Consider the following 20160-nt stretch of genomic DNA (forward strand, 5'->3'; position numbering starts at 1 on the left):
CTGGTTCAGGCGCTAGGCGAGGGTATTGTCGATCACCCAGTCCACGCACTGTGTGAGTGCGCGAACGTCCCGGCTTTCCACCGAGGGGAATGTACCGATGCGCAGCTGATTGCGCCCGAGCTTACGGTACGGTTCGACATCGACAACCCCGTTGGCACGCAGAATCCGGCATACGCGCGCCGCATCGACGGTGTCGTCACAGTCCACCGTGACAACAACGGGGGAGCGCCACTGAGCATTGGAGACGAACGGCGTCAGGTGCGAGTGCGCATCCGCCCACTGGTACAGCACGTCCGAAGATTCGAGGCAGCGAGCTTCCATCACCTGCAGGCCGCCACCGGCCAGCATCCACTGAATCTGCTGATCCAGCATGATGAGCGTGGCGATGGCAGGAGTATTCAGCGTCTGATCCTTGCTCGAATTCCTGCATGCGATTGACAGATCCAGGATCTGCGGCATCCAGCGTGCATCATCGCCGTGCAACCTTTCGGCGCGCTCCTGAGCCGCAGGGGAGAGCAGCGCGACCCACAGGCCTCCGTCGGAGCCAAAACACTTCTGAGGGCTGAAATAGTAGACGTCCACATTGTTCAGATCGACGCGTACACCACCGGCGATCGACGTGGCGTCCACAACGGTCAGACAGTCATCAACGTTGACCCGATACAGCGGGCTGAGAGCACCAGTGGAAGTCTCGTGATGCGGGTATGCCGCAACGTCGATCGGTTCCCCTGAATCATGGACGACGGCACCCTCGTCAATGAGTGTGGCCACCGTGCCAGGCTCACTTTTCACAATCAGGGGTGCGGCAAGGTGGGGCGCGCGGGCGGCCTCGTCAGCAAACTTTGAGCCAAACTCGCCGAAAACGGCGTGGGCGCTGCGCCTGCGAATCAGTGAGGTTGTAGCGACGGCCCAAAATGTTGTGGATCCACCATTGCCGAGGGCGACCTCCCACCCTTCGGGCAGGGAGAACAGATCGCGTAGCCCACTGCGGATCGATGCCACTATGGAGCGGACAGGCTGCTGACGGTGAGACGTTCCCATGATGAGTGGACGCATCAACGCGTCGAGCTGCTGGGTGCGAATCTTCGACGGGCCGCAACCGAACCGGCCATCGTGAGGCAAGAGCGTGTCAGGAATGCGAGGGCACTGAGCGTCCAACTGATCTGTCATAGCCCCCAAGGTAGTCCCTTTTCAGGCTCGAGAGTGCCAGCCTTGGCGGGGTGGACACTCGTGCCGTCGAAGCATCTGCGCTGCATGCGCACCGCCGCGAATAAGGCAACGTCCGCCTTCCGAATACGAGCGTTTACAGCGGCCGGCAGGCACCTTGACTTTTCGGCGTTCTGCAGCTATCTGCAGCGTTTTTCACTGTTCGACACTAAAGTCATTAACGTTGTGGCTAATACCACGTCACGAAATGGGGATGGAGGACACAGTGGGAGAGCTCATCGACACGACGGAGATGTACCTCAAGGCCATCTTTGAATTGGAAGAAGATGGGGTCACACCTCTGCGTGCCCGGATCGTCGACCGGCTCGGTCACTCCGGCCCTACTGTTTCACAGACGGTGTCGCGCATGGAGCGCGATGGTTTGCTGCACGTGTTGGGGGATCGACGCCTTGAACTGACGCGAGACGGATGGTACCGGGCCCGGGAAGTGATGCGCAAGCATCGTCTCGCTGAGCGCCTCCTCCTCGACATCATCGGTCTGGGATGGGCGGACGTCCACGAGGAAGCATGCCGATGGGAACACGTGATGTCCGAACAGGTCGAAGCGCGCCTGGTCAAACTGTTAGGTGTCCCACAGACGGATCCGTATGGCAACCCTCTTCCGGGTATTGAGATTGACCGTCCGGAAGTGTCCGTGGAGGTTGCGCTCAGAGAATCGGAACGTGTTGTAGCTCCCATTGCACGCATTGGTGAACCCATCCAGGCAGAGGTTGATGTGCTGGCACGCTTCGAAGAACTCGGCCTGTTTCCCACGGTCATGGCGGTTGCCGTGGCTGATGAGAAGACGGGAGATGTCCTGATTCGGGCGCTCAGCGACGAGGGTGAGGACGCTCATTTCCTTCGGCTGGATGTGGCTTTCGTCCCGCATCTGTTCTTTGCGATGGAACGCAAGTAGGGGTGCTGCAAATAATTGCGTACATCACCGTTATCATTGCGTGACATTTGAGGGGTAGACGCGCTAATGTATCTCTTGGTTGCGACGCATCCACCCACACACCATCCGCTTAAGCCAAACAATGGTGAGCGTGGGAAGCACCTGTTTGGCGCGGGGGACCCAAAACCTGACGTGATCGCCTGGCGATCTTGGGGTGAAGTCCCAAAGTGGACCGGACACTCCAGTCCGAACCCGACAGCTGACCTCGTAAGCGAATAAGTGGAGATTTTAAAAGAAGTGAAACGAACGAAAACCGTTCTGCGGCATCGCAAGGCATGCCGCCCTTTGACACCCTTGACACCGATTACTGATGCCGTGTCGTCGGTTACCCTTCAGCCCGTGCGTGGGACAGCTTTTGTTTCCGTGACGGGTCTTGCTTTGACCGCTGCTGTTGTCGGCACCGCTCAGGCAACCCCGGAAGGTGCTGACGCGCCTTCCACTCACGTCAAAGGCATTACTGCTGGCACTGAAAAAGCAGCACCGACCCTGAGCGTTCCGAACATCGCTTGGAAAGCATCTGACCTGATCGGTGACGAAGCTGCAGTCACGGCAGCAGCCTCTGAAGAGGCAGCGCCAGCTACTGAAGAAGCTGACGGGATGGAGGCCGCCAACCGCGATGAGGCGCGCGCGGAACTTACCGACGGTGAGCAGGCTCCGATCGCAGTGAACGCTGCTTCTGGCGATATCGTTTCGATCGCCATGTCTCTGCTGGGTGTGCCCTACGTCTACGGTGGTTCCTCACCGGCTGGATTCGACTGCTCGGGCTTCACACAGTACGTCTACGGCCTGGCGGGCATTTCCATTCCCCGCACCTCCGGAGCGCAGGGAGCGGCCGGCGTGTCGGTTCCTGCATCGGAAGCTCAGCCTGGTGACCTCGTGTGGCACGCATACGGCCACGTCGGCATCTACGCCGGAAACGGAATGGTTATCGAAGCCACCACACCTGGATCCGTTACCAAGGTCCAGGGTCTGTGGGGAAGCTACGAGTTCATCCGCGTCGCTCACTGACCTCAGCAAGGCGGCAGGGCTCCTTGGATGCGGGCTCTGACCTGATTGTCACGCGTGGGTCTCACCGTAAGGTGAGGCCCACGTTTTCATGCGAGCAGGAATCGTTTTACGCCGTTTCGATCTCTATTCGCCCCACAAAGGCCAACTTCAAGGCACAATGGTGGTAACACTTCATGAAGGAGGACAATATGGGGTCCAAGGAAGTTATCCTCGTCGGAACGGATGGTTCCACTGAGTCTCTGGCTGCTGTGAAGTGGGCGAGTGACCGCGCGGTTCGAACGGGTGCGCGAGTCCATGTGATCTGTACCTATGCGCTTGCCTCGTATTCTGCGGCCGCCCTCGACGGCGGGTACGCCATGCTGGACGACGAAGCTCTCAAGCGTGGGGCACAAACTGTCGTCGATGAAGCTGTCGAACATGCGAAGAAGCAGGGAGACATCCACGTTTCCAGTTCGATTGAGCCGGGGGATCCTGCAGGCGTCCTGGTTGACATGTCCAAAGAAGTGGACATGATCGTTGTCGGGTCGCGCGGCGGTGGCGGGTTTGCCGATCGACTGCTGGGAACAGTTTCCAGCGCCTTGCCGGCTCACGCGAAGTGCCCTGTGGTTGTCGTGCCGCGCCATACCAGCGGCAAGTCGTTCACCCCTGTGGAGCGAATCGTGGTCGGCAGTGATGGCTCCGAGGTTGCCTCTGCCGCCTTGAAGCGCTCCATTGATGAAGCTGAAGCGTGGGATGCTGAACTGACGGCAATTTCGGCGGTACCGATCGCGCAGGGCAACTCGATGATGGCGTGGATGCCGACGTCAATTGACCGCGAAGCGCTGCTGGCCGACGTGCGTCAGGGACTGAACATGGCGATTGATTCTGCGCTGGCTGGCCGTGACATCCATGTGGCGCGTCACGCGTTGGACGGATCGCCCGCGTCGCTTCTCATCGAGTTCTCAACAGCCGTTGACTTAGTGGTTGTGGGAACACGTGGGCGCGGTGGGTTTGCAGGGGTCTTGCTGGGATCGACTTCTCAGACGGTTCTGGGCCATTCAACCTGCCCGGTCATGATCGTCCCCTCTGAACGCACAGATGACTCACCCGCGCCGCAAGGCACTTGGGAGCGCCGCTAGTCAGTTCGGAGCGGCGCACGGTACCTAGCGTGCCGCTGGTCAGTTCCGAGCGTCTCAATACAGATGACGGTAGTGCGCTAGCCAGTGCTGAGCGCGGCAAGGTAGCTGAGACGACCTAAGTCGCATGCGGCCGCGATGTGGCGAACCAAAACGAGGGTGATACTCTATTCCTTGCGCCTTGGCGCACTGCCCTCGTAGCTCAGGGGATAGAGCACCGCTCTCCTAAAGCGGGTGTCGGACGTTCGAATCGTCTCGGGGGCACAAAATGCTCTGGGAATTTTCTGCCACGGAGGCGACCTTAGCTTTGGGGCGTGAGCTTGTTGCTGGGGACATTTCGTAGTGCTTCGTCCCCTGCTCTTTTAAGCGCCCACGGCCAGAGTTGTGCAGAAAATGTGGAGCGCGTAGCGCGTGCTCCTTGGATTGGCGCCTGTTCTGCTACGGGTACTTTCTCACTGTTGTGAGGTCACTCTTGATTATGAACAAGATGGTGAACAGAAGAGTTGCGGCTGAAGCCAGCTGTGTGAAGTGAAATAGTGTTGATGCATGCGGTTACAAAGGGCTAGGGGTTTGCAAGCCTGATCCTTACGCCAAGAGTTTAGACCATTCGGTCAATTTGGTTTATGAAGGCACGTGAGCTAGCATTCTTTTAGCAGTAGAACTCAAAATCGATTCATTAAGGTCACGCAGTAGTGGCTTATTGACTTAAATCTTCGCTGAGTTCTCCGGCTGGTAACGCTACCAAATAGATACGTAGATAGGGAGGATCCTACAGAATGCGTGTATCGAGAAGTTTTTCTGTGCCAGTGTCGCTTTTGACAGTTGGTGCCTTTGCTTTGACAGCATGTTCCTCGCAAGGCAATTCGGGTGAACAGTCTGCTAGTGCCGAGTCCTCGAATGGGGGAGCTGTTGAGCTCACCTACGTTCACCGCCTGCCTGACGGGGAAGGTATGGTCAAGGTTGCAGACATCGTCGCAGAATGGAATAAGGAACATCCCGACATTAAGGTCGACTCGGTCAAGTTTGACGGCAAGGCAGATGAACTGATCAAGAAGCTTGAGACAGATGTGAAAGCCGATAATGCTCCATGTCTTGCTCAAGTTGGATACAGTGAACTGGCTGAAGTGTATGTAAAAGGACTTGTTCAAGACGTTTCTGCTGAAGCAGAAAAATACAAGGATGGATACGCATCAGGTGCATTCGATGCAATGTCAATTGACGGCAAGTACTTTGGAATTCCGCAAGATACCGGTCCTCTCGTTTACTTCTACAACAAGGCGGAATTTGACAAGTTAGGAATTGCGCCTCCTACGGATCTGAACGAATTCCATGAGGCTGCTGCCAAGGCGGCAGCCGCTGGTAAGTACATCGTCAACCTGCCTCCGGATGAGGCTGGCAGCATCCTGCCTGCACTTTCTGCCGCTGCTGGTAATCCTTGGTACGAGATCGACGGATCAAAATGGGTCATCAATGCTGATGGGCCTGGTGCCGTCAAGGTAACCGATTTTTGGCAGACGATGCTTGACGAGAAACTCACATCTACGCTCCCGCGTTGGGATGACTCATTCAAAGCCGCTCTGAACTCCAAGGAAATAATTGGAACAATCGGAGCTGCTTGGGATGCAGCTCTTTTGCAAGGCGACATGACCGGCTCAGAAAACGAGGGTGAGTGGGCCGTAACCCAGCTTCCTGACTTTGGTAACGGCCAGGTAACTGGACCTAATGGTGGTTCTGGCGTAGCGGTGTTGAAGGGATGCCAGTATCCAGCAGAAGCGATGCAGTTCAACGATTGGTTTAATCAGCAAACCGCCTCCTTGGCTAGCCAGGGATTGGTTGTCGCGTCATCTAAAGAAACTCCTGATACCCCGGAGCAAATGAAGGCTTTCTACGGAGGCCAGGACGTGATGAGTGAATTGCTTCAGGCCAATAACAACATGGCTTCGAACGTTTTGACAATTCCCGGATATTCCTCTGTAATGCCGAAGATCAATCAAGCGGCCAGCGATCTGATTGCAGGCAAGCTCAAGGCTAAAGACCTGCTTGATGTTGCCACGACCGAGTCGAAAGCAACCTTGCAGAATCTTGGGCTTGAGGTAGCTGAGTAGGTGAAGTTTCATACCACGGCTTGGAGAGCCTAGAAACAGGCTCTCCAAGCCAATCTTTACCGCTAAGGCTGGAGAAAAAAGGCTGGAGTCCATTAAGAGCAGCTTAGGAAATAGGAGGCAAGAACTCTGATGCTCAAGGGTGAGAAGTCGGCTACTCAAAAGATTCGAAAATACAGAGCTGCAGATACTAAGACGGGCTGGAAGTTCCTTGGTCCGTTTATGTTGGGCTACACGCTAATCTTCCTGCTCCCAATATGTGTTGCTATTTACTACAGTTTCTTTCAGCAGATGACGTCCGGTGGCAGTGCTTTTGGTGGCGGAGAGCTGAAGAATGTTTTTGTAGGTTTCGGTAACTACGCGTACGTTCTTACGAGTGCAGGGTTTTGGCATGGCGTTTTGCGTGTTGGAATCTACACCTTGTTCCAAGTTCCCATCATGATCGGCGCTGCTCTATTCTTGGCGCTCCTGCTGGATTCATTTTTGGTTAGGCATGTGGCGATCTATCGCCTCGGGTATTTTCTGCCATATGCGATTCCAGGTGTGGTGGCTGCGATGATATGGATGTATCTGTACACGCCAGAGGTCTCGCCGATTGTGCGCGCTTTTTCTTATTTGGGTGTGAACGTAGATTTCTTCTCAAAGAATATTATCCTCGCGTCGATGGCAAATATGACGACGTGGACTTTCACGGGCTATAACATGCTCATTTTCCTCGCGGCCTTGCAAGCAATTCCGCGGGAACTATATGAAGCAGGTAGAATCGACGGAGCGAGCGGCTTCCAAATTGCAGTCAAGATTAAGGTCCCAATGGTTCGCGGAGCAGCACTGCTGACTGTTCTTCTATCGATTGTAGGAACAATCCAGCTCTTTAATGAACCTACTGTTATGGCAACGAGTCAGACTTGGATACCAAAAGACTTCACCCCGATGATGATGGCTTATAACACGATGATGGGAACGATGACTCCTTCGGGTGACGGTCCGGCATCGGCGACTGCTGTGGTTATGGCTTTGATTGCAGGTGTTCTTGCAGTGACGTATGCCTTGGTTGAGCGGAGGATAAACAAGTGATTTCTTCAAGTCGTGTTGAAAAGAGACGCAACGTCGAAGTTAAGGCTTCGATTCCGAGAGCTTTAGCTCCCAAGCCGTTGTCGCGAATCCTGACGTTAGTTCTACTAACGCTCGTTTTGATCTACTTCCTTTTCCCAATCTACTGGGTCATCATCTCTTCAACTAAGACGAATGGCGAGCTCGTATCAAGTAATGGGTTGTGGTTTGCGACAGACCTGCAAAATCTGCCCAACGCGATCGTTGCCAGTTACAGCCGACTGATGGAGTGGACCCAAGGATATTTTTGGCGTTGGATTCTCAATTCGCTTATATACTCGATCGTCTCAGCGGCCTTGGGAACTTTACTGTCAGCGATGGCAGGATATGCGCTTGCGAAGTTCTCTTTTCCGGGCAAACGCATTTCGTTCGGAATTATCATGGCAGGCCTTTTGATGCCCGCGACCCTGCTGACGATACCGATGTACATCATGTTTCTACGCCTAGGCATCACGAATACGATGTTGGCGATTATCATTCCGTCAATAGTGTCACCTTTTGGTGTCTTCCTCGCGCGTGTCTATTCCGCTTCATCGGTTCCGACTGAGCTTATTGAGGCTGCTCGAATCGACGGCGCCTCCGAGACTCGAATCTTTTTCGATATCGTCATGCGTCTCTTAGCTCCTGCACTCGTCACCATATTCTTGTTTATCTTCGTAGCGACATGGAATAACTTCCTGCTGCCTTTGATTATGGTGTCTAGTCCTGAGATCAAGCCCGTAACTTTGGGTTTGTACGGCATGATGAGTTATTTCAATCCGGAAAAGGGCGCGGTCATGATGGGGGCGCTCCTAGGTGTTATTCCGCTTATCGTTATCTTTATTGGCCTGCAGCGCTATTGGCAAGCAGGTTTGGCCTCAGGGGCCGTCAAGGGGTAAACCTCAGCGTATAGGTCCTTGCGTGGGGACGAGATCACGCTCGTCCACGAAGGTGAGCGAGGAGTTCACTTGAGATCACATCCGGTTACGTAACCATATAAGCTTGAACACATATAAACGTCCCACACAACGCACACGTGGGTGGATTGGGCTCGTGCATGCTCGGCATGTAGCTCCAAAGGAAGGAACAAGAGGAGCTTTTCGTGATTGATATTTCCGCAAAGATCAACAACCCGCAGTCTTTCGCTGAAAATCGGATGCCTGCTCACTCAGACCACCGATGGTTCAACAGTGCGCGCAGCGCTGCCCTCGGCAATTCTGAATACGAGCAAAGCCTGAACGGACTGTGGAAAATCCACTATGCAAAAAACCTAGCGGCAACTGTGCCGGGCTTCGAAGCCGTTGGATTCGACTGCTCAACGTGGGATGACATCCCAGTCCCCGCGCACATTCAGATGCACGGATACGACAATCCGCAATACGTGAACGTACAGTATCCGTGGGATGGTCAGGAGGATGTCGATGAAGGCCGCGCTCCCGAGCGTTTCAATCCCGTCGCTTCCTACGTGCGTACCTTCACCCTTGACCGGCCGCTCGAAGAAGGGGAGCGAATTTCCGTCTCCTTCAAGGGCGCTGAAAGTGCACTGGTTGTGTGGCTGAACGGCACATACATCGGATACGCCACCGACACCTTCACGCCCAGTGAATTCGACATTACCGACGCGCTGGTCGAGGGGAGCAACAAGCTCGCAGTACAGGTCATCAAATGGTGCGCCGCCTCATGGATTGAAGACCAGGACTTCTATCGATTCTCCGGCCTGTTCCGCGACGTCGTGCTCTACCGGCGGCCCGCTGTCCACCTCGAAGACCTGTGTGTAAGCGCCGAGCTGACTGACGATTACTCACGTGCCATCGTGCGCGTCAAACCAGTCGTCATTGGCGAGGGTGACCTGACCGTGGCGCTGGACGACGTGGGGGAGCTCAATCGCTCCGACGACGGCACTTACGAGATCACCATTGAGCAGCCGCACCTGTGGAGCCACGAAGATCCGTACCTGTATGACCTCACGTTGGAGTTGCGTGACAACGACGGGCAACTGCGTGAAGTGATCCCTCAGACCGTGGGCATTCGACGCTTCGCCATCGAAGACGGCGTGATGAAACTCAACGGCAAACGCGTGATCTTTACTGGAGTGAACCGGCACGAATTCGGCCTTGATGGTCGCGTGATGAGCCGCGAGCAAACTGAACGCGACATCATCATGCTCAAGCAGGCCAACATCAACGCGATCCGCACCAGCCACTACCCGAACAACTCGTTCCTGTATGAACTGTGTGACCGCTACGGACTGATGGTCATCGACGAAATGAACCTGGAATCCCATGGCGTGTGGGACAGGATGTTGCTGCGCGGTGAACCGATCGATCACACCTTGCCGGGTAATCGTGAAGAGTGGCGAGGCGCACTGCTGGATCGTGCCGCCTCGATGCTGATGCGCGACCGCAATCATGCCAGCATTGTAATCTGGTCATGCGGCAATGAGTCCTACGGCGGTTCGATGATCGCAGCGGTGGCCGACTATTTCCGCGAACACGACTCGCGGGTCGTACATTACGAAGGCGTCGTTCACGACAACCGCTACCCGAACTCCACTGACATCCACTCAGAGATGTACACACCGGCCGCAACAGTCGAAGAATTCTTGGCTCAGCACCGCGACAAGCCGATGATCCTCTGCGAGTTTGCGCACGCCATGGGCAACTCGTTCGGCGCCGTTGACAAGTACCTTGACCTGGCGCGCCGCGAGGAACTTTTCCAGGGCGGATTCATCTGGGACTTCGCTGACCAGGCAATCGCCATGCGCGACAAATACAACCGCCCGTTCTTCGGATACGGCGGGGACAACGGCGAGGCGCCAACGGACTACGAATTCTGCGGCAACGGCATCTACTTCGCTGATCACACGCCTACCCCGAAGATTCAGGAAGTCAGCTATCTGTTCCAGGATTTCGACATCACAGTTGAGCGTGCGAAAGTGACAATTGAAAACCGCTGCATGTTCACGAACTCCGATGCGTTCATATGCGTGGTAAGCCTGGAACATGAAGGTGCCACGCTGGCTCAGAGGGCCCTCGACACTCATGTTGAACCGGGAGAAAATGCCACCTACGACCTGCCGTTCAGCCTGCCTGAAGAAGCAGGCGAATACGTCATCAACGTGGAAATGCGCCTGCGTGAGGACACCGAATGGGCCGAGCGTGGACACGTCGTCGCCTACGGGCAGGGAGTCTTCGCTGTAGAAGGAGCTGCGGCTCCGGCTACGGGCATTCCTGCACCTCGAGTAGTGGAAGGCGTGCGCAATATCGGTGTGCACGGCGAACACTTCTCCGCTCTGTTCACCTCGGCGCGTGGACTGACGTCCTACCGGTACGGCATGACAAGCGAGGGCGGGCGCGAACTGCTTCACAGCACAGTGCGCCCGAACTTCTGGCACGCACCCACCTCGAATGAAAACGGGTGGAACATGCAGCGCGAATGCGCTCCGTGGCTTATTGCCTCACGGTATGCAAGACCGGTCGACGAGGAAGCGAAGGTGGAAACAGACGCCACCTCGGTAACAATCACGTTCCGCTATGACCTGTTGACCGCCCCGGATGCCATGCTCACCGTGGCGTACAGGGTTGACGGAAACGGTCGTATCACAGTCACGATGACGACAACGCCTGACGCGAAGCTGCCGTCGATGCCTGAATATGGTGCACTGTTTGAACTGTCGGACCGCCTGACCCACATGCGCTGGTACGGCGAAGGGCCCGAGGAGTGTTATGTGGACCGCCGTCAGGGGGCGCGCCTGGGTGTCTACGACCTGGAAGTGGCCGACGCGTTGACCCCGTACCTGCGTCCTCAGGAAGCAGGCTCACGCACGGGCGTGCGCTGGGCGGAATTGACCGACGAGGATGGCTGGGGCATCCGTTTCGAGGCTGACGAGCCGATGGAGTTCTCCGCTTTGCCGTGGACCCCGTTTGAGATCGAAAACGCTGCCCATCCCAACGAGTTGCCCGCCCCGGTCAAGACTGTTGCCCGACCGGCGCTGATGCGTCGCGGCGTGGCCGGCGATGATACGTGGGGTGCTCGCACCCACCCTGAATATGAGCTGCCGCGAGGTGAGAAACTCCAGTTCACCTTCAGTTTCTGTGGCGTTGTGCACGCCTCGTACTGAACGGCTGCATCAACCGGCTTGAATAAACCGTGACCTGATGACCTGTGGTGTCTGCCCTCGGTACGCACCACAGGTCATCAGTCATATCGAACAGGTTTGAGATTCAAGACACACTCATTGCCGCGACTAAGGACATCAATCTCGGACACGCGGAGTAGACCCTCACATGAGACTTACCGTCCGTGCGATTCCTGCCAGCTGGCCAGCTCCGGAATGCGTCGGCGTCATCCTCGTGGCAATTGGGGGCATACCGCGGCGCTTCCACAAAAGCGTGGCCATTAGCAATTAGCTTAGGAGAGTGGTTCCGAGTATCTTCTCCCGTTCAAATTCGGCTTCGTCCCGCCCTCGCCGGCGCTCCGAAGCCGCGGACGATGTGCGCGCCCAACACACGCCGATCGCCGACGAGCTGACAGACGTATTGGCGCAATGGCGTCAGGATCTATCCACACTCACGGTGAATGAACCCACCGTTGCAGGAACCAACGAAGCAGCCCCACGCCTTGCGCTCGGACAGGCCCACCCCGGAGGTCTGGCGCAACTGTACGCAGAGCACCCCACGCGCTTGTCGAACCTCGTACGGGAAAAAAGCGCGTACGAGCGGGCACGCGAAAAAACGTTAACGGTGATACGACGCGCGCGCCAGCTGGCTGCGACGCACGGAATCGGCCCCATCCACCTGGCGATCGGACAGGCATCGTGGACAGATGCGGGGGTACGGCGAGGCTCCCCGGCATTGCTGCGACCAGTCACTGTTGAAGAAACTGATGACGGCGATATCGTCATTTCCCTGCGTGAGGGAGCATCGATTGGACCTAGCCTGTCGCAGGCATTTGAATCAGCTCATCTCAACGTGGACCCGCACGTGATCCTGGATGACGCAACGTCGCTGCACGGGTTTTCACCCACCCGTGCACTGGCGCAGCTACGCGACATCGGTGCCAGTCTGGAGCGCTTTGACCTGAGGGAAGGCCTGGTTCTCGGCATCTTTGAGCATCCGGCAAGTGTGCTGCTGCGCGAGTTTGACCACCAGCAGGACCTGGTGAACCACCCGATTATTCGAGCGCTGGCAGGCGATGAAGAAGCGGTCAGAGAAATCGGCCAGGAACTGCCTCGCGCGAACCCCGCGGATCGTGACCCGTGGGATGAAAAAGGCATCGGTGACCTGGCTCCTGCCCAGCAGGACATCGTCGAGGCAGTTGCTGACGGCGCATCCCTCATGATCGATATTCCGCACGGTGCGGACGATACCGCCGTGATTGCTGCCATCATGACAGATGCTGCGTCACGAGGGCGTTCCACCATGCATATTGCAGGATCCCCGTCGCGCACCACGCGAGTGGAAACGTATCTTGACCAGCACGGAGTCAGTGAAATCTCCGTGCGCGTCGATGGCAGTGCCCAGTCGGCGCAGATTGTGCGTGAGCGCCTCGAATTTGCCATGGCCGACACGTCCGATGTGATCACCGATCCCACGCAGATCGAAGCGGTGCGGACGCGACTGCGTCGCGTCCGGGAGGCCCTGTCATCACATACGACCTACCTTCATAAGCCGTTCGACCGTTTCGGCGTATCCGCCTACGATGCCCTACAGGTGTTGACAGATCTGACCAGCATGCACCCTGCTCCACGCACCCGCGTCAGGCTGCGCGAGGATGTCCTGCTAGACATTGCGCAGGATCAGGGACAGCGCGCCCGCACGCTGCTGCACCGAGCCAGCGGCCTGAATCTGTTCTCATCATTCACGCAGCGCGGCGCGTGGCGCGGAGCGGTCATCAACGCAGCGGAGCAGGTTCCCGATGTCTTGAAACGAGTCAAGAGGCTCGCCACCGAATCCCTGCCTGAGATGCGAGTGCAGATGGGCACGGTTGCCGGCGAAACGGGGCTTGTCCCTGCCACCAGCCTGACTCAGTGGGAAGCTCAGCTTCAAATGCTCGAAGGCGTGCGCGATGTCCTCGACGTGTTCGAGCCGGCCATTTTTGAACGCAGCGCAGCCGATATGGTGATTGCAACCGCGTCGAAGCAATGGCGTCGCTCGCACGGCATCTCCATGAAACATTCGCAGCGTCAGCGCCTGATCCGACAGGCACGCGATTATGTGCGGCCCGGACGTCACGTTGAAGACCTTCACCGTGAACTTCTGCTCGTGCAGGAGCGCCGTGATGTGTGGCGACAGCATTGTGATTCCGACGGTTGGCCCACACTGCCGCAACGCATGGATGAGATCATTGAGCTGGCCGCATCAGTGCGTGCTGACCTGAACCGTCTGGCGCCGATTCTTGGCACCTCTCACCCTGACCTTGCCCGTATGAATATGACCGATCTGGGCAGACTGCTCGATCGTCTGGCAGCAGATCCGGATGGTGCTCGCGAACTTCCGCAACGTGTCGCTGTTCTGAAGGAACTGGCTCAGATCGGACTGGATGACCTCGTCGCTGACCTCCGTAAACGTAGTGTCGTCGATGAGATGCTGGATAGTGAACTCGATCTGGCGTGGTGGGCATCCGTTCTTGGACTGATGCTGGCACAAGAACCCAAACTCGGCGGGTTCGACCCGACAAAACTTGAAGACCTCATTGTTGAAGGTCGCCGGCTGGACGAAGAACAAATCGAATCGCTGGCTCCGATTGCGCTCCAGCGTGCACGCCGATTGCGCCAGCAGGCTCTTGCCACGCGACCTGAACAGCACGCCGACTTGGTTGCCTCATTGAAAGCTGGTGCCAGCGGGACTGACCTCTTCGCGCGACACCTCCTGTCCTCGCACCTCATTCCGCTGGTGTTGACCGTCCCGACTCTGGTACCGCTCCTTGTGCCGCATGGACACCGCATTGACCTCGTTGTGCTCGATGATGTCGATAGCCTGCCGTTGGCAGAACTTATTCCCATCATCGCGCGTGCGCGACAGATCGTGGTGATCGCCGACCTGTCGACCAGCGGCACCGCTTCCGAGCAGTCGGATTCCAGCAAACCGCAGGGAGCCGTGAGCGCGCTCGCTCAGATTTTGCCTCACACGCGTTTGAGCGTGCTGCCGGGTCATCTCAATGACCGTGTTGCCAAATTGGTGAGCCAATACGATTCAGCTCAAATGGGTATCCCGGTTCCCTGGAGCACGACCAGTTCACCGATCAAGGCGATCTGGCCCGATGGCTCAGGTATGCCTGCACCGGGTGTAGCTGCAGTCGAGTCGTCGGCCGCCGAAGTCCACGCAGTTGTCGAGCAGGTCATTTGCCATGCACTCGAGCACCCCGACCGCTCCCTTGCTGTGATCGCGCTCAATGAACGGCATGCCACACGCATCCGCGCCGCCCTCGAACGGGAAGTGGCATCGTCTCCGGGGCTGACATCCTTCTTTGATCCTGATGCTCTTGAACCTTTCGTCGTGGTGAGTCCCGAAGACGCGCGTGGCCTGAGCCGGGATCACATTATGCTCACGGTGGGCTACGCGAAGACACCACACGGTCGCGTCCTGCACGATTTTGGCCAGATCAGCGCTGCGTCGGGCCTGCCCGTCCTTATTGATGTGCTGCGCACGGTGCGTTCGGAACTGACCGTATTCTCGTCAATTCGTCCCGAGGAATTTGATCGCTCACGTGTCACGTCCGAGGGAGCCCACTTGCTGCTCGATCTGTTGGAAGTAGCTGAAGGGGCAGAAGAGGACGAAAGAGATGCAACATGGCCGACCCTGCAGGATGCCCCCGATCCGCTGCTGATCGACTTGGCTGAGCGGCTGTATTCACTTGGTCTGGAAGTGGTACCGAACGTGGGTGTGCCCGGAGGAATGCGTATTCCGCTGGCAATCGGTCATCCCGAAGTACCTGGTCGCCTGCTCGTCGCAGTGCTCACTGATGATGATGCATATGTCAACGAGCCTTCACTGCGGGTGCGCGATCGGATCTGGCCTAAACTCCTGGAGGCCCAGGGATGGAAAGTCCGAACCGAACTGTCCATGGCAGTCTTCATTGATCCCGAACGCGAAACTGACGCGATTGTGCAGCTCGTCCTTGATGCAGTTGATGAGGCCAACGGGTCGGCAGCGCATATCACGGTGCCCGACATCATTGATATCGACGAGGCAGACTCCGATGACGCGCCGGGTCTGGATCGCTCACTGAACGCTGACGCCTCGTCCGAGCCAGTTAACGGTTCTTCAGAGTCTGATCGCGGTGCCCACTCCGGCGCGCCCGGCGCAGATGGTCAAACCGGCAGCATCACTGATGATGAGGATGCTGGTGGTACGCGCGTCGAGAGCGGGACGGAAGGCTCCGAAGGTGCGCGAGCACTGGACTCGCCATCACCGGCAATGAGCAGTGAGGATCGGGCTCGTGCCCGAGCTGACGAAATCGAGCTGGGACTGACCGCAGAGATTTCCCGAATCGATCTTGAAGCGGCGAAGGAATCGGCGGATGCTGACAAGCGTGGACCGCGACCAGCTATCGCCAAAGGCCTTCCGCTGGCCGCCTACGGTGATGATCAGCTCGATGAGCTGGCACACTGGGTGCGCGCTGATGGTGAGGAACGCACGGAAGACGAGCTGATTGATGAACTGCGTTTCGCTGTGGGGCTAACCCGTCGTGGAGCGCAAACCGATGCAGTGTTGCGTAACGTTGTCAGGCGTACCCAGCCAACTCAGGAATAGGCGATGGCAGAGCACTCCAGACGTCGGCGCGTCATACGCATCAGCCCGACTGATCAGCGGCTGATCGATGACGGCGTGGCACCCTCGTGGGACGAGAAAGTAACCTCACGTGACCGTGAACGCGAAGGAGCCCAGCGTCATAATGATCATGAAAATGACGCCAGGCTCCTTGACAATGTCCCGCCGCATTGGCAGGTGCGATCCGATTCCTAGGTGATGGCCATCAGGCCGCCACCAGGGTCAGAAGCGAGGTTAGCGTACGGATGGCGTTGAGCCATTTGTGGAGAGCAGGTCGCGAATTTCGACAAGCAGTTTTGCTTCATCGGTCAAAGCGGGCTCTTCGGCTTCATTCTGTTCGGTCTTCTTCTGACGACGCTCTGCCAGCTTATTCATGGGCATCACGATGCAGAAGTAGATGGCGAATGCGATGAGCAGGAAGTTGACAAGGGCAGTCAGAACGAGTCCTGGCTTGATCTCGGACGTGCCGATGGTGAACTTGAGGACGTCGTCAAAGTTCGGCTGGCCAAAGATGGCGCCAATCAGCGGATTGATCACGCCATCAACGAGGGCGGTCACAATCTGTGAAAACGCGGCGCCGATAATGACACCAACTGCCAGGTCGACGACGTTGCCTCTGGAAATGAATTCCTTGAATCCCTGGATCATGATCGTCTCCTTGAAAAATAGACAAAGGGGATTCTTACCCCGAAGGAGATCGTAATACGAGCGTGATGATGTCTGAGGTAACGTGCCCGACGATCCGCTCAGTTTCGTCTGCTTTCATGATGATCGATACCGATTGGGTGGGCGAATCGGCCAGTGGCCCCGAATCATGGTCGGAAATCGAGGCGATACGGATACCATCAGCAAGCAGGGTCGCCGGGCATTTTCGCTGTTCATCGGCGCAGAATGAGTCAGATGCCCACAGCTGCACCGTGTCTCCAGCCGACACTCGAGTCAGCTGATCGACAGGCAGCTCGATCGTGACTTGAGCCTCGTCATCTGCCAGAGCGCGAGAATCCGCAGATCCTGCCACATTCGATTCAGTCAGCACCGTCCCCGCCTCGATGTCGGCACCCACCCATCGAGGCGGGATATCCGCGTCAGCGCTCAGCGCATCTGCTGGCACCGCAGCCGGTGGCACTGCGACTGTGTGAACTGCGGAACTGCTCGCCATTCCAGATGTCAGACGGGCTGACGTGACGAGGACGTCAACCCCTGGGGGAGGCGGACGCAGATACATCAGTGTTCCGCACAAGGCCAGACACATACTCACAGCCACTGTGATACGGACGGCCCAGTTCCATCGTCGGATTCGTGTCAGATCATCCATACGATCACCTCATCATGGGTGTGCACTCGCCCAAAGCGCAGTGGCTCCACTTGTGGATCGCGCGAGATTCACGTCGACAGTGTGGATAACACAGTTTCGACCCACTCCTGTGGATGCCGCCGCATTGTCAGGGCCACTGCGGCCGTTCTGTTGATCGAGGCAGATCACTGTACGATTGCCGTAGACTGACATAAGAAACACTGCGGCGAGCGGAACGCAGCAGAGGACCGGGGGTGGCATTGAATGGCACTGTTTGAGGTCGAAAACGGGCGCCTGGTGGCAGCACAGTTCGGCCATCCTGTTCAGGGGCCAATAGGCGAGGATGTGCTGGACTCGGTGCGCAACCAGGTATTGGAGATTGTCTCGCGCCCACTGTTTCCGATTACATGGCGAGACACCTCCCACCATCCTGACGCGGCCGGCACCCCTCGCCTGACTGCGCTGGACGCAACCGGCCAAGTGGTGTGCGTGGAAGTTACCTCACATCTGGATTCAGATCTGCTGATCGCCTCCCTTTCGCGACTGTCAGACTCGGCAGCATTGTCGTGGACTGACCTGGCACGCGAATATGCAGGCGGGGTGGAAGCATTCCGGACCGGATGGCTACGGTTCCGCGATTCCATGCCACCCACCATTTCAGCTGGCCCACGCCTCATCCTGGTGGTCGGATCCATCGACGACCAGGTGCGGCCTGCCCTGGATGTGCTCGCCTCCTCAGGTGTGGAAGTGCATGAACTGTCGATGCGTGCCCTGTCATCTGGCCGCATTTTCCTGGACGTTCAGACAGTGGGGCCACGCTTGTACGGGCATGTCCCGCATGTCCTCGTGTCGGATGCTCAGTCGCAGGCCACGATCGGCCCGGCCCCCTCGGCAGACAATGGGCTGTACGCGCGCGGCGAGACTTCGTGGGACCCATCAGAAGGGGACGAGGATTACCTGCGTGCTGATTTTGATGACGCCACTGCTCAGGAGGATCCCGAAACCGGCGCGATCAGCATTATCGCCCCGCATCTGCCGTCTCGATCCGAGCGACGTCATGCCAGGCACGCGCAGCAACGCCGCGACGACACTTCAGAAGCGGTATCCGTGAGCGCAGACGATGAAGCGCTCGAACTCGTTGCGCACATGGTGGGCGAACAGATCGCACTGGTACTGGATACTGAGCTGGCTACAGATACGCAGTTTAGCGAGGACCGTGCCCACCTGACCGAACAGGGCGTGATCGTCATGGCTGAAGCGGAGTTCTCCGACCCGACAGATGCGTTGGCAAGTTTGGGTCTGAGCGGAATTGACGGGTGGCACGCCTGGCATATCGACAATGCTGAAGGTCCGACGCTGGCAGAAGCGCTCGCAGAAATTCGCGCCGTTCGCTGAATGCCGCTCGAACGAGGGAACGCCTGACGTGTGCCCGACAGTGCTGCCGCAGTTCACTGCTACAGTGCGTGAGCCATGAACTCCAGCCAGGAATCCATCGTGTACCAGACGCGTTGACGAACATCAGGATCCGACAACACCAGGTCATGGCGCCCGTCAAAGCGCGCGATTGTCACCAAAGATCCCAGGTGGGCTGACCGCGTAGCCAACACATCGGCATCGAGCACCGTGTCAGAACGGAAAACTTCCGGGCTCCACTTCTCGTCAAAATAACTGTGCGTGGACATCATCGACAGAATCGGGCAGTCAATCGAGACAGAATGCTCGATCTTCTCGTGCCCCACCAGGATGGCATCGAGCCACTGAGCGTACACCGGGTAGCCTTCTGGGCGCTTCCATTCATGCAGGTAGTCCCACCCTGTGAAAGCAGGGTCGTCGTCAGGAAAATCACGCAGCTCTTCTGGCAGGTCGAAACCCGAAGTCGACCAGCCCTCCATGAGGGAACGGCCATAATGATCCGGCCCTGTTGATGCAGGAATTTCCCACAGGGGAGTGCGGGCAGCGATGCGGCCAAGGACGGGCTGGACAGCCGAACGCACCGCTGCAAGCGTCTGCATCTCCAGCCACGGCGAATTCAGAACCAGTCCATCGAGCGCACCGGGGTGACGCCACGCCCATAAGGTTGCGATCAGGCCGCCCGTCGAATGTCCCATCACGATCAGCGGGCCGTCAGAGCATTCGCCGCGGATGATGTCGAGCGCCTCACCCATGTCCTCGTCATAGTCGTCAATATCGCTGATGAAGCCAATTGTTTGCCACGGGCGCAGTGATCTGCCGTACTTGCGTAGGTCCAGTGCGTAGAAGCGCCCGCCCAGCGCCGAAATATGGCGTGCGAGGTGCCGCTGGAAGAAATAGTCATTTCGGCCATGCAGGTACAGGACTGTCACGGGGTTCTCGAGGCGGATAATCGGCCGGTCGACTGAACGCAGGTCATCTGCGTTCGGGTCGTTTTCTGGATCGTGACGCACCAACGTTGCCACAACCGGGCCTTCATCGTCGGGCAGAAGATCGATGGTTCGTGACACAAATCCTTCGCCCAGCACGTCAGTGCGCCACTGGCCCGATGGCGGTGGCCCGTCTGTGCCCCACGGTGCCAGGGGATCCCGAACTACGGGTTCGTCCTGTTCAGTCAGTTCATCGCGATCGTTCAAATGCTCACTCACAC

At 57.5% G+C, this 20160-nt stretch carries 14 protein-coding genes, 1 tRNA gene and 1 riboswitch; of the genes, 11 read left to right on the forward strand and 4 right to left on the reverse strand.

Going from position 1 to position 20160, the window contains the following annotated elements; translation table 11 throughout:
* Window positions 1-12: 12 nt before the first annotated feature.
* Window positions 13-1170 carry a phosphoserine transaminase gene (gene serC / locus AC1EJZ_RS02800; RefSeq protein ID WP_480293912.1) on the reverse strand — a complete coding sequence of 386 codons (1158 nt, stop codon included), beginning with the start codon at window positions 1168-1170 and terminating at the stop codon, window positions 13-15.
* Between the two features lie 250 nt (window positions 1171-1420).
* Here serC and AC1EJZ_RS02805 point away from each other — a divergent pair, with 250 nt between their 5' ends.
* The 10 genes from AC1EJZ_RS02805 to AC1EJZ_RS02850 all read left to right on the forward strand — a co-directional run bounded on the left by AC1EJZ_RS02805 (window position 1421) and on the right by AC1EJZ_RS02850 (window position 16441).
* Window positions 1421-2122, forward strand: a complete 702-nt coding sequence (locus tag AC1EJZ_RS02805; protein ID WP_480293913.1) for a metal-dependent transcriptional regulator — start codon at window positions 1421-1423, stop codon at window positions 2120-2122.
* Window positions 2123-2218: 96 nt separating this feature from the next.
* Window positions 2219-2390: riboswitch (cyclic di-AMP (ydaO/yuaA leader) on the forward strand.
* Window positions 2391-2500: 110 nt separating this feature from the next.
* On the forward strand, window positions 2501-3169 hold the full coding sequence (locus AC1EJZ_RS02810) for a C40 family peptidase (RefSeq protein ID WP_257590309.1): 669 nt from the start codon (window positions 2501-2503) through the stop codon (window positions 3167-3169).
* Between the two features lie 188 nt (window positions 3170-3357).
* The gene (locus AC1EJZ_RS02815; protein WP_092648820.1) at window positions 3358-4287 is read left to right on the forward strand and encodes a universal stress protein; all 930 of its coding nucleotides are present in this window, start codon (window positions 3358-3360) and stop codon (window positions 4285-4287) included.
* Between the two features lie 188 nt (window positions 4288-4475).
* Window positions 4476-4548: transfer RNA gene (locus AC1EJZ_RS02820), tRNA-Arg, on the forward strand.
* 512 nt (window positions 4549-5060) lie between these two features.
* Window positions 5061-6389: an ABC transporter substrate-binding protein gene (locus tag AC1EJZ_RS02825; protein ID WP_285014818.1), complete on the forward strand. Its 1329-nt coding sequence runs from the start codon at window positions 5061-5063 to the stop codon at window positions 6387-6389.
* A gap of 129 nt (window positions 6390-6518) precedes the next feature.
* Window positions 6519-7460: a carbohydrate ABC transporter permease gene (locus AC1EJZ_RS02830; protein ID WP_092648818.1), complete on the forward strand. Its 942-nt coding sequence runs from the start codon at window positions 6519-6521 to the stop codon at window positions 7458-7460.
* The gene (locus AC1EJZ_RS02835; protein ID WP_285014817.1) at window positions 7457-8374 is read left to right on the forward strand and encodes a carbohydrate ABC transporter permease; all 918 of its coding nucleotides are present in this window, start codon (window positions 7457-7459) and stop codon (window positions 8372-8374) included. The genes AC1EJZ_RS02830 and AC1EJZ_RS02835 overlap by 4 nt, the downstream gene beginning before the upstream one ends.
* 203 nt (window positions 8375-8577) lie before the next feature.
* Window positions 8578-11595, forward strand: a complete 3018-nt coding sequence (gene lacZ, locus AC1EJZ_RS02840; RefSeq protein WP_480293914.1) for a beta-galactosidase, LacZ type — start codon at window positions 8578-8580, stop codon at window positions 11593-11595.
* Window positions 11596-11893: 298 nt separating this feature from the next.
* On the forward strand, window positions 11894-16228 hold the full coding sequence (locus tag AC1EJZ_RS02845; protein WP_285014814.1) for a prevent-host-death family protein: 4335 nt from the start codon (window positions 11894-11896) through the stop codon (window positions 16226-16228).
* A 3-nt stretch (window positions 16229-16231) separates the two neighbouring features.
* Window positions 16232-16441 (forward strand): hypothetical protein, encoded by a 210-nt coding sequence (locus AC1EJZ_RS02850; RefSeq protein WP_058237235.1) that lies wholly within the window; start codon window positions 16232-16234, stop codon window positions 16439-16441.
* Between the two features lie 39 nt (window positions 16442-16480).
* Here the strand turns inward: AC1EJZ_RS02850 and mscL are convergent, their stop codons facing one another.
* Both mscL and AC1EJZ_RS02860 read right to left on the reverse strand, forming a co-directional pair.
* Window positions 16481-16894 carry a large conductance mechanosensitive channel protein MscL gene (mscL, locus tag AC1EJZ_RS02855; protein WP_058237234.1) on the reverse strand — a complete coding sequence of 138 codons (414 nt, stop codon included), beginning with the start codon at window positions 16892-16894 and terminating at the stop codon, window positions 16481-16483.
* Between the two features lie 34 nt (window positions 16895-16928).
* Complete coding sequence (locus AC1EJZ_RS02860; RefSeq protein ID WP_058237233.1) at window positions 16929-17561, reverse strand: hypothetical protein; 633 nt, start codon at window positions 17559-17561, stop codon at window positions 16929-16931.
* A gap of 243 nt (window positions 17562-17804) precedes the next feature.
* On the opposite strand from AC1EJZ_RS02860, the gene AC1EJZ_RS02865 reads away from it, so the two are divergent.
* A complete protein-coding gene (locus AC1EJZ_RS02865; protein ID WP_092648815.1) occupies window positions 17805-18935 on the forward strand; it encodes a hypothetical protein in 1131 nt (376 codons plus the stop codon).
* Window positions 18936-18994: 59 nt separating this feature from the next.
* On the opposite strand, the gene AC1EJZ_RS02870 is transcribed toward AC1EJZ_RS02865, so the two are convergent.
* Window positions 18995-20158, reverse strand: coding sequence for an alpha/beta hydrolase (locus AC1EJZ_RS02870; protein WP_257590307.1), 1164 nt, complete (start codon window positions 20156-20158; stop codon window positions 18995-18997).
* Between the last annotated feature and the right edge of the window lie 2 nt (window positions 20159-20160).

The organism is Pauljensenia sp. C0170B5 (assembly GCF_056590195.1).

What these genes read in the sequence shown, in the direction of transcription:
- serC (WP_480293912.1), bottom strand. Translation starts at nt 1,170, where the DNA reads ATGACAGATCAGTTGGACGCTCAGTGCCCTCGCATTCCTGACACGCTC.
- AC1EJZ_RS02805 (WP_480293913.1), top strand. Translation starts at nt 1,421, where the DNA reads ATGGAGGACACAGTGGGAGAGCTCATCGACACGACGGAGATGTACCTC.
- AC1EJZ_RS02815 (WP_092648820.1), top strand. Translation starts at nt 3,358, where the DNA reads ATGGGGTCCAAGGAAGTTATCCTCGTCGGAACGGATGGTTCCACTGAG.
- AC1EJZ_RS02825 (WP_285014818.1), top strand. Translation starts at nt 5,061, where the DNA reads ATGCGTGTATCGAGAAGTTTTTCTGTGCCAGTGTCGCTTTTGACAGTT.
- AC1EJZ_RS02830 (WP_092648818.1), top strand. Translation starts at nt 6,519, where the DNA reads ATGCTCAAGGGTGAGAAGTCGGCTACTCAAAAGATTCGAAAATACAGA.
- AC1EJZ_RS02850 (WP_058237235.1), top strand. Translation starts at nt 16,232, where the DNA reads ATGGCAGAGCACTCCAGACGTCGGCGCGTCATACGCATCAGCCCGACT.
- mscL (WP_058237234.1), bottom strand. Translation starts at nt 16,894, where the DNA reads ATGATCCAGGGATTCAAGGAATTCATTTCCAGAGGCAACGTCGTCGAC.
- AC1EJZ_RS02860 (WP_058237233.1), bottom strand. Translation starts at nt 17,561, where the DNA reads ATGGATGATCTGACACGAATCCGACGATGGAACTGGGCCGTCCGTATC.
- AC1EJZ_RS02865 (WP_092648815.1), top strand. Translation starts at nt 17,805, where the DNA reads ATGGCACTGTTTGAGGTCGAAAACGGGCGCCTGGTGGCAGCACAGTTC.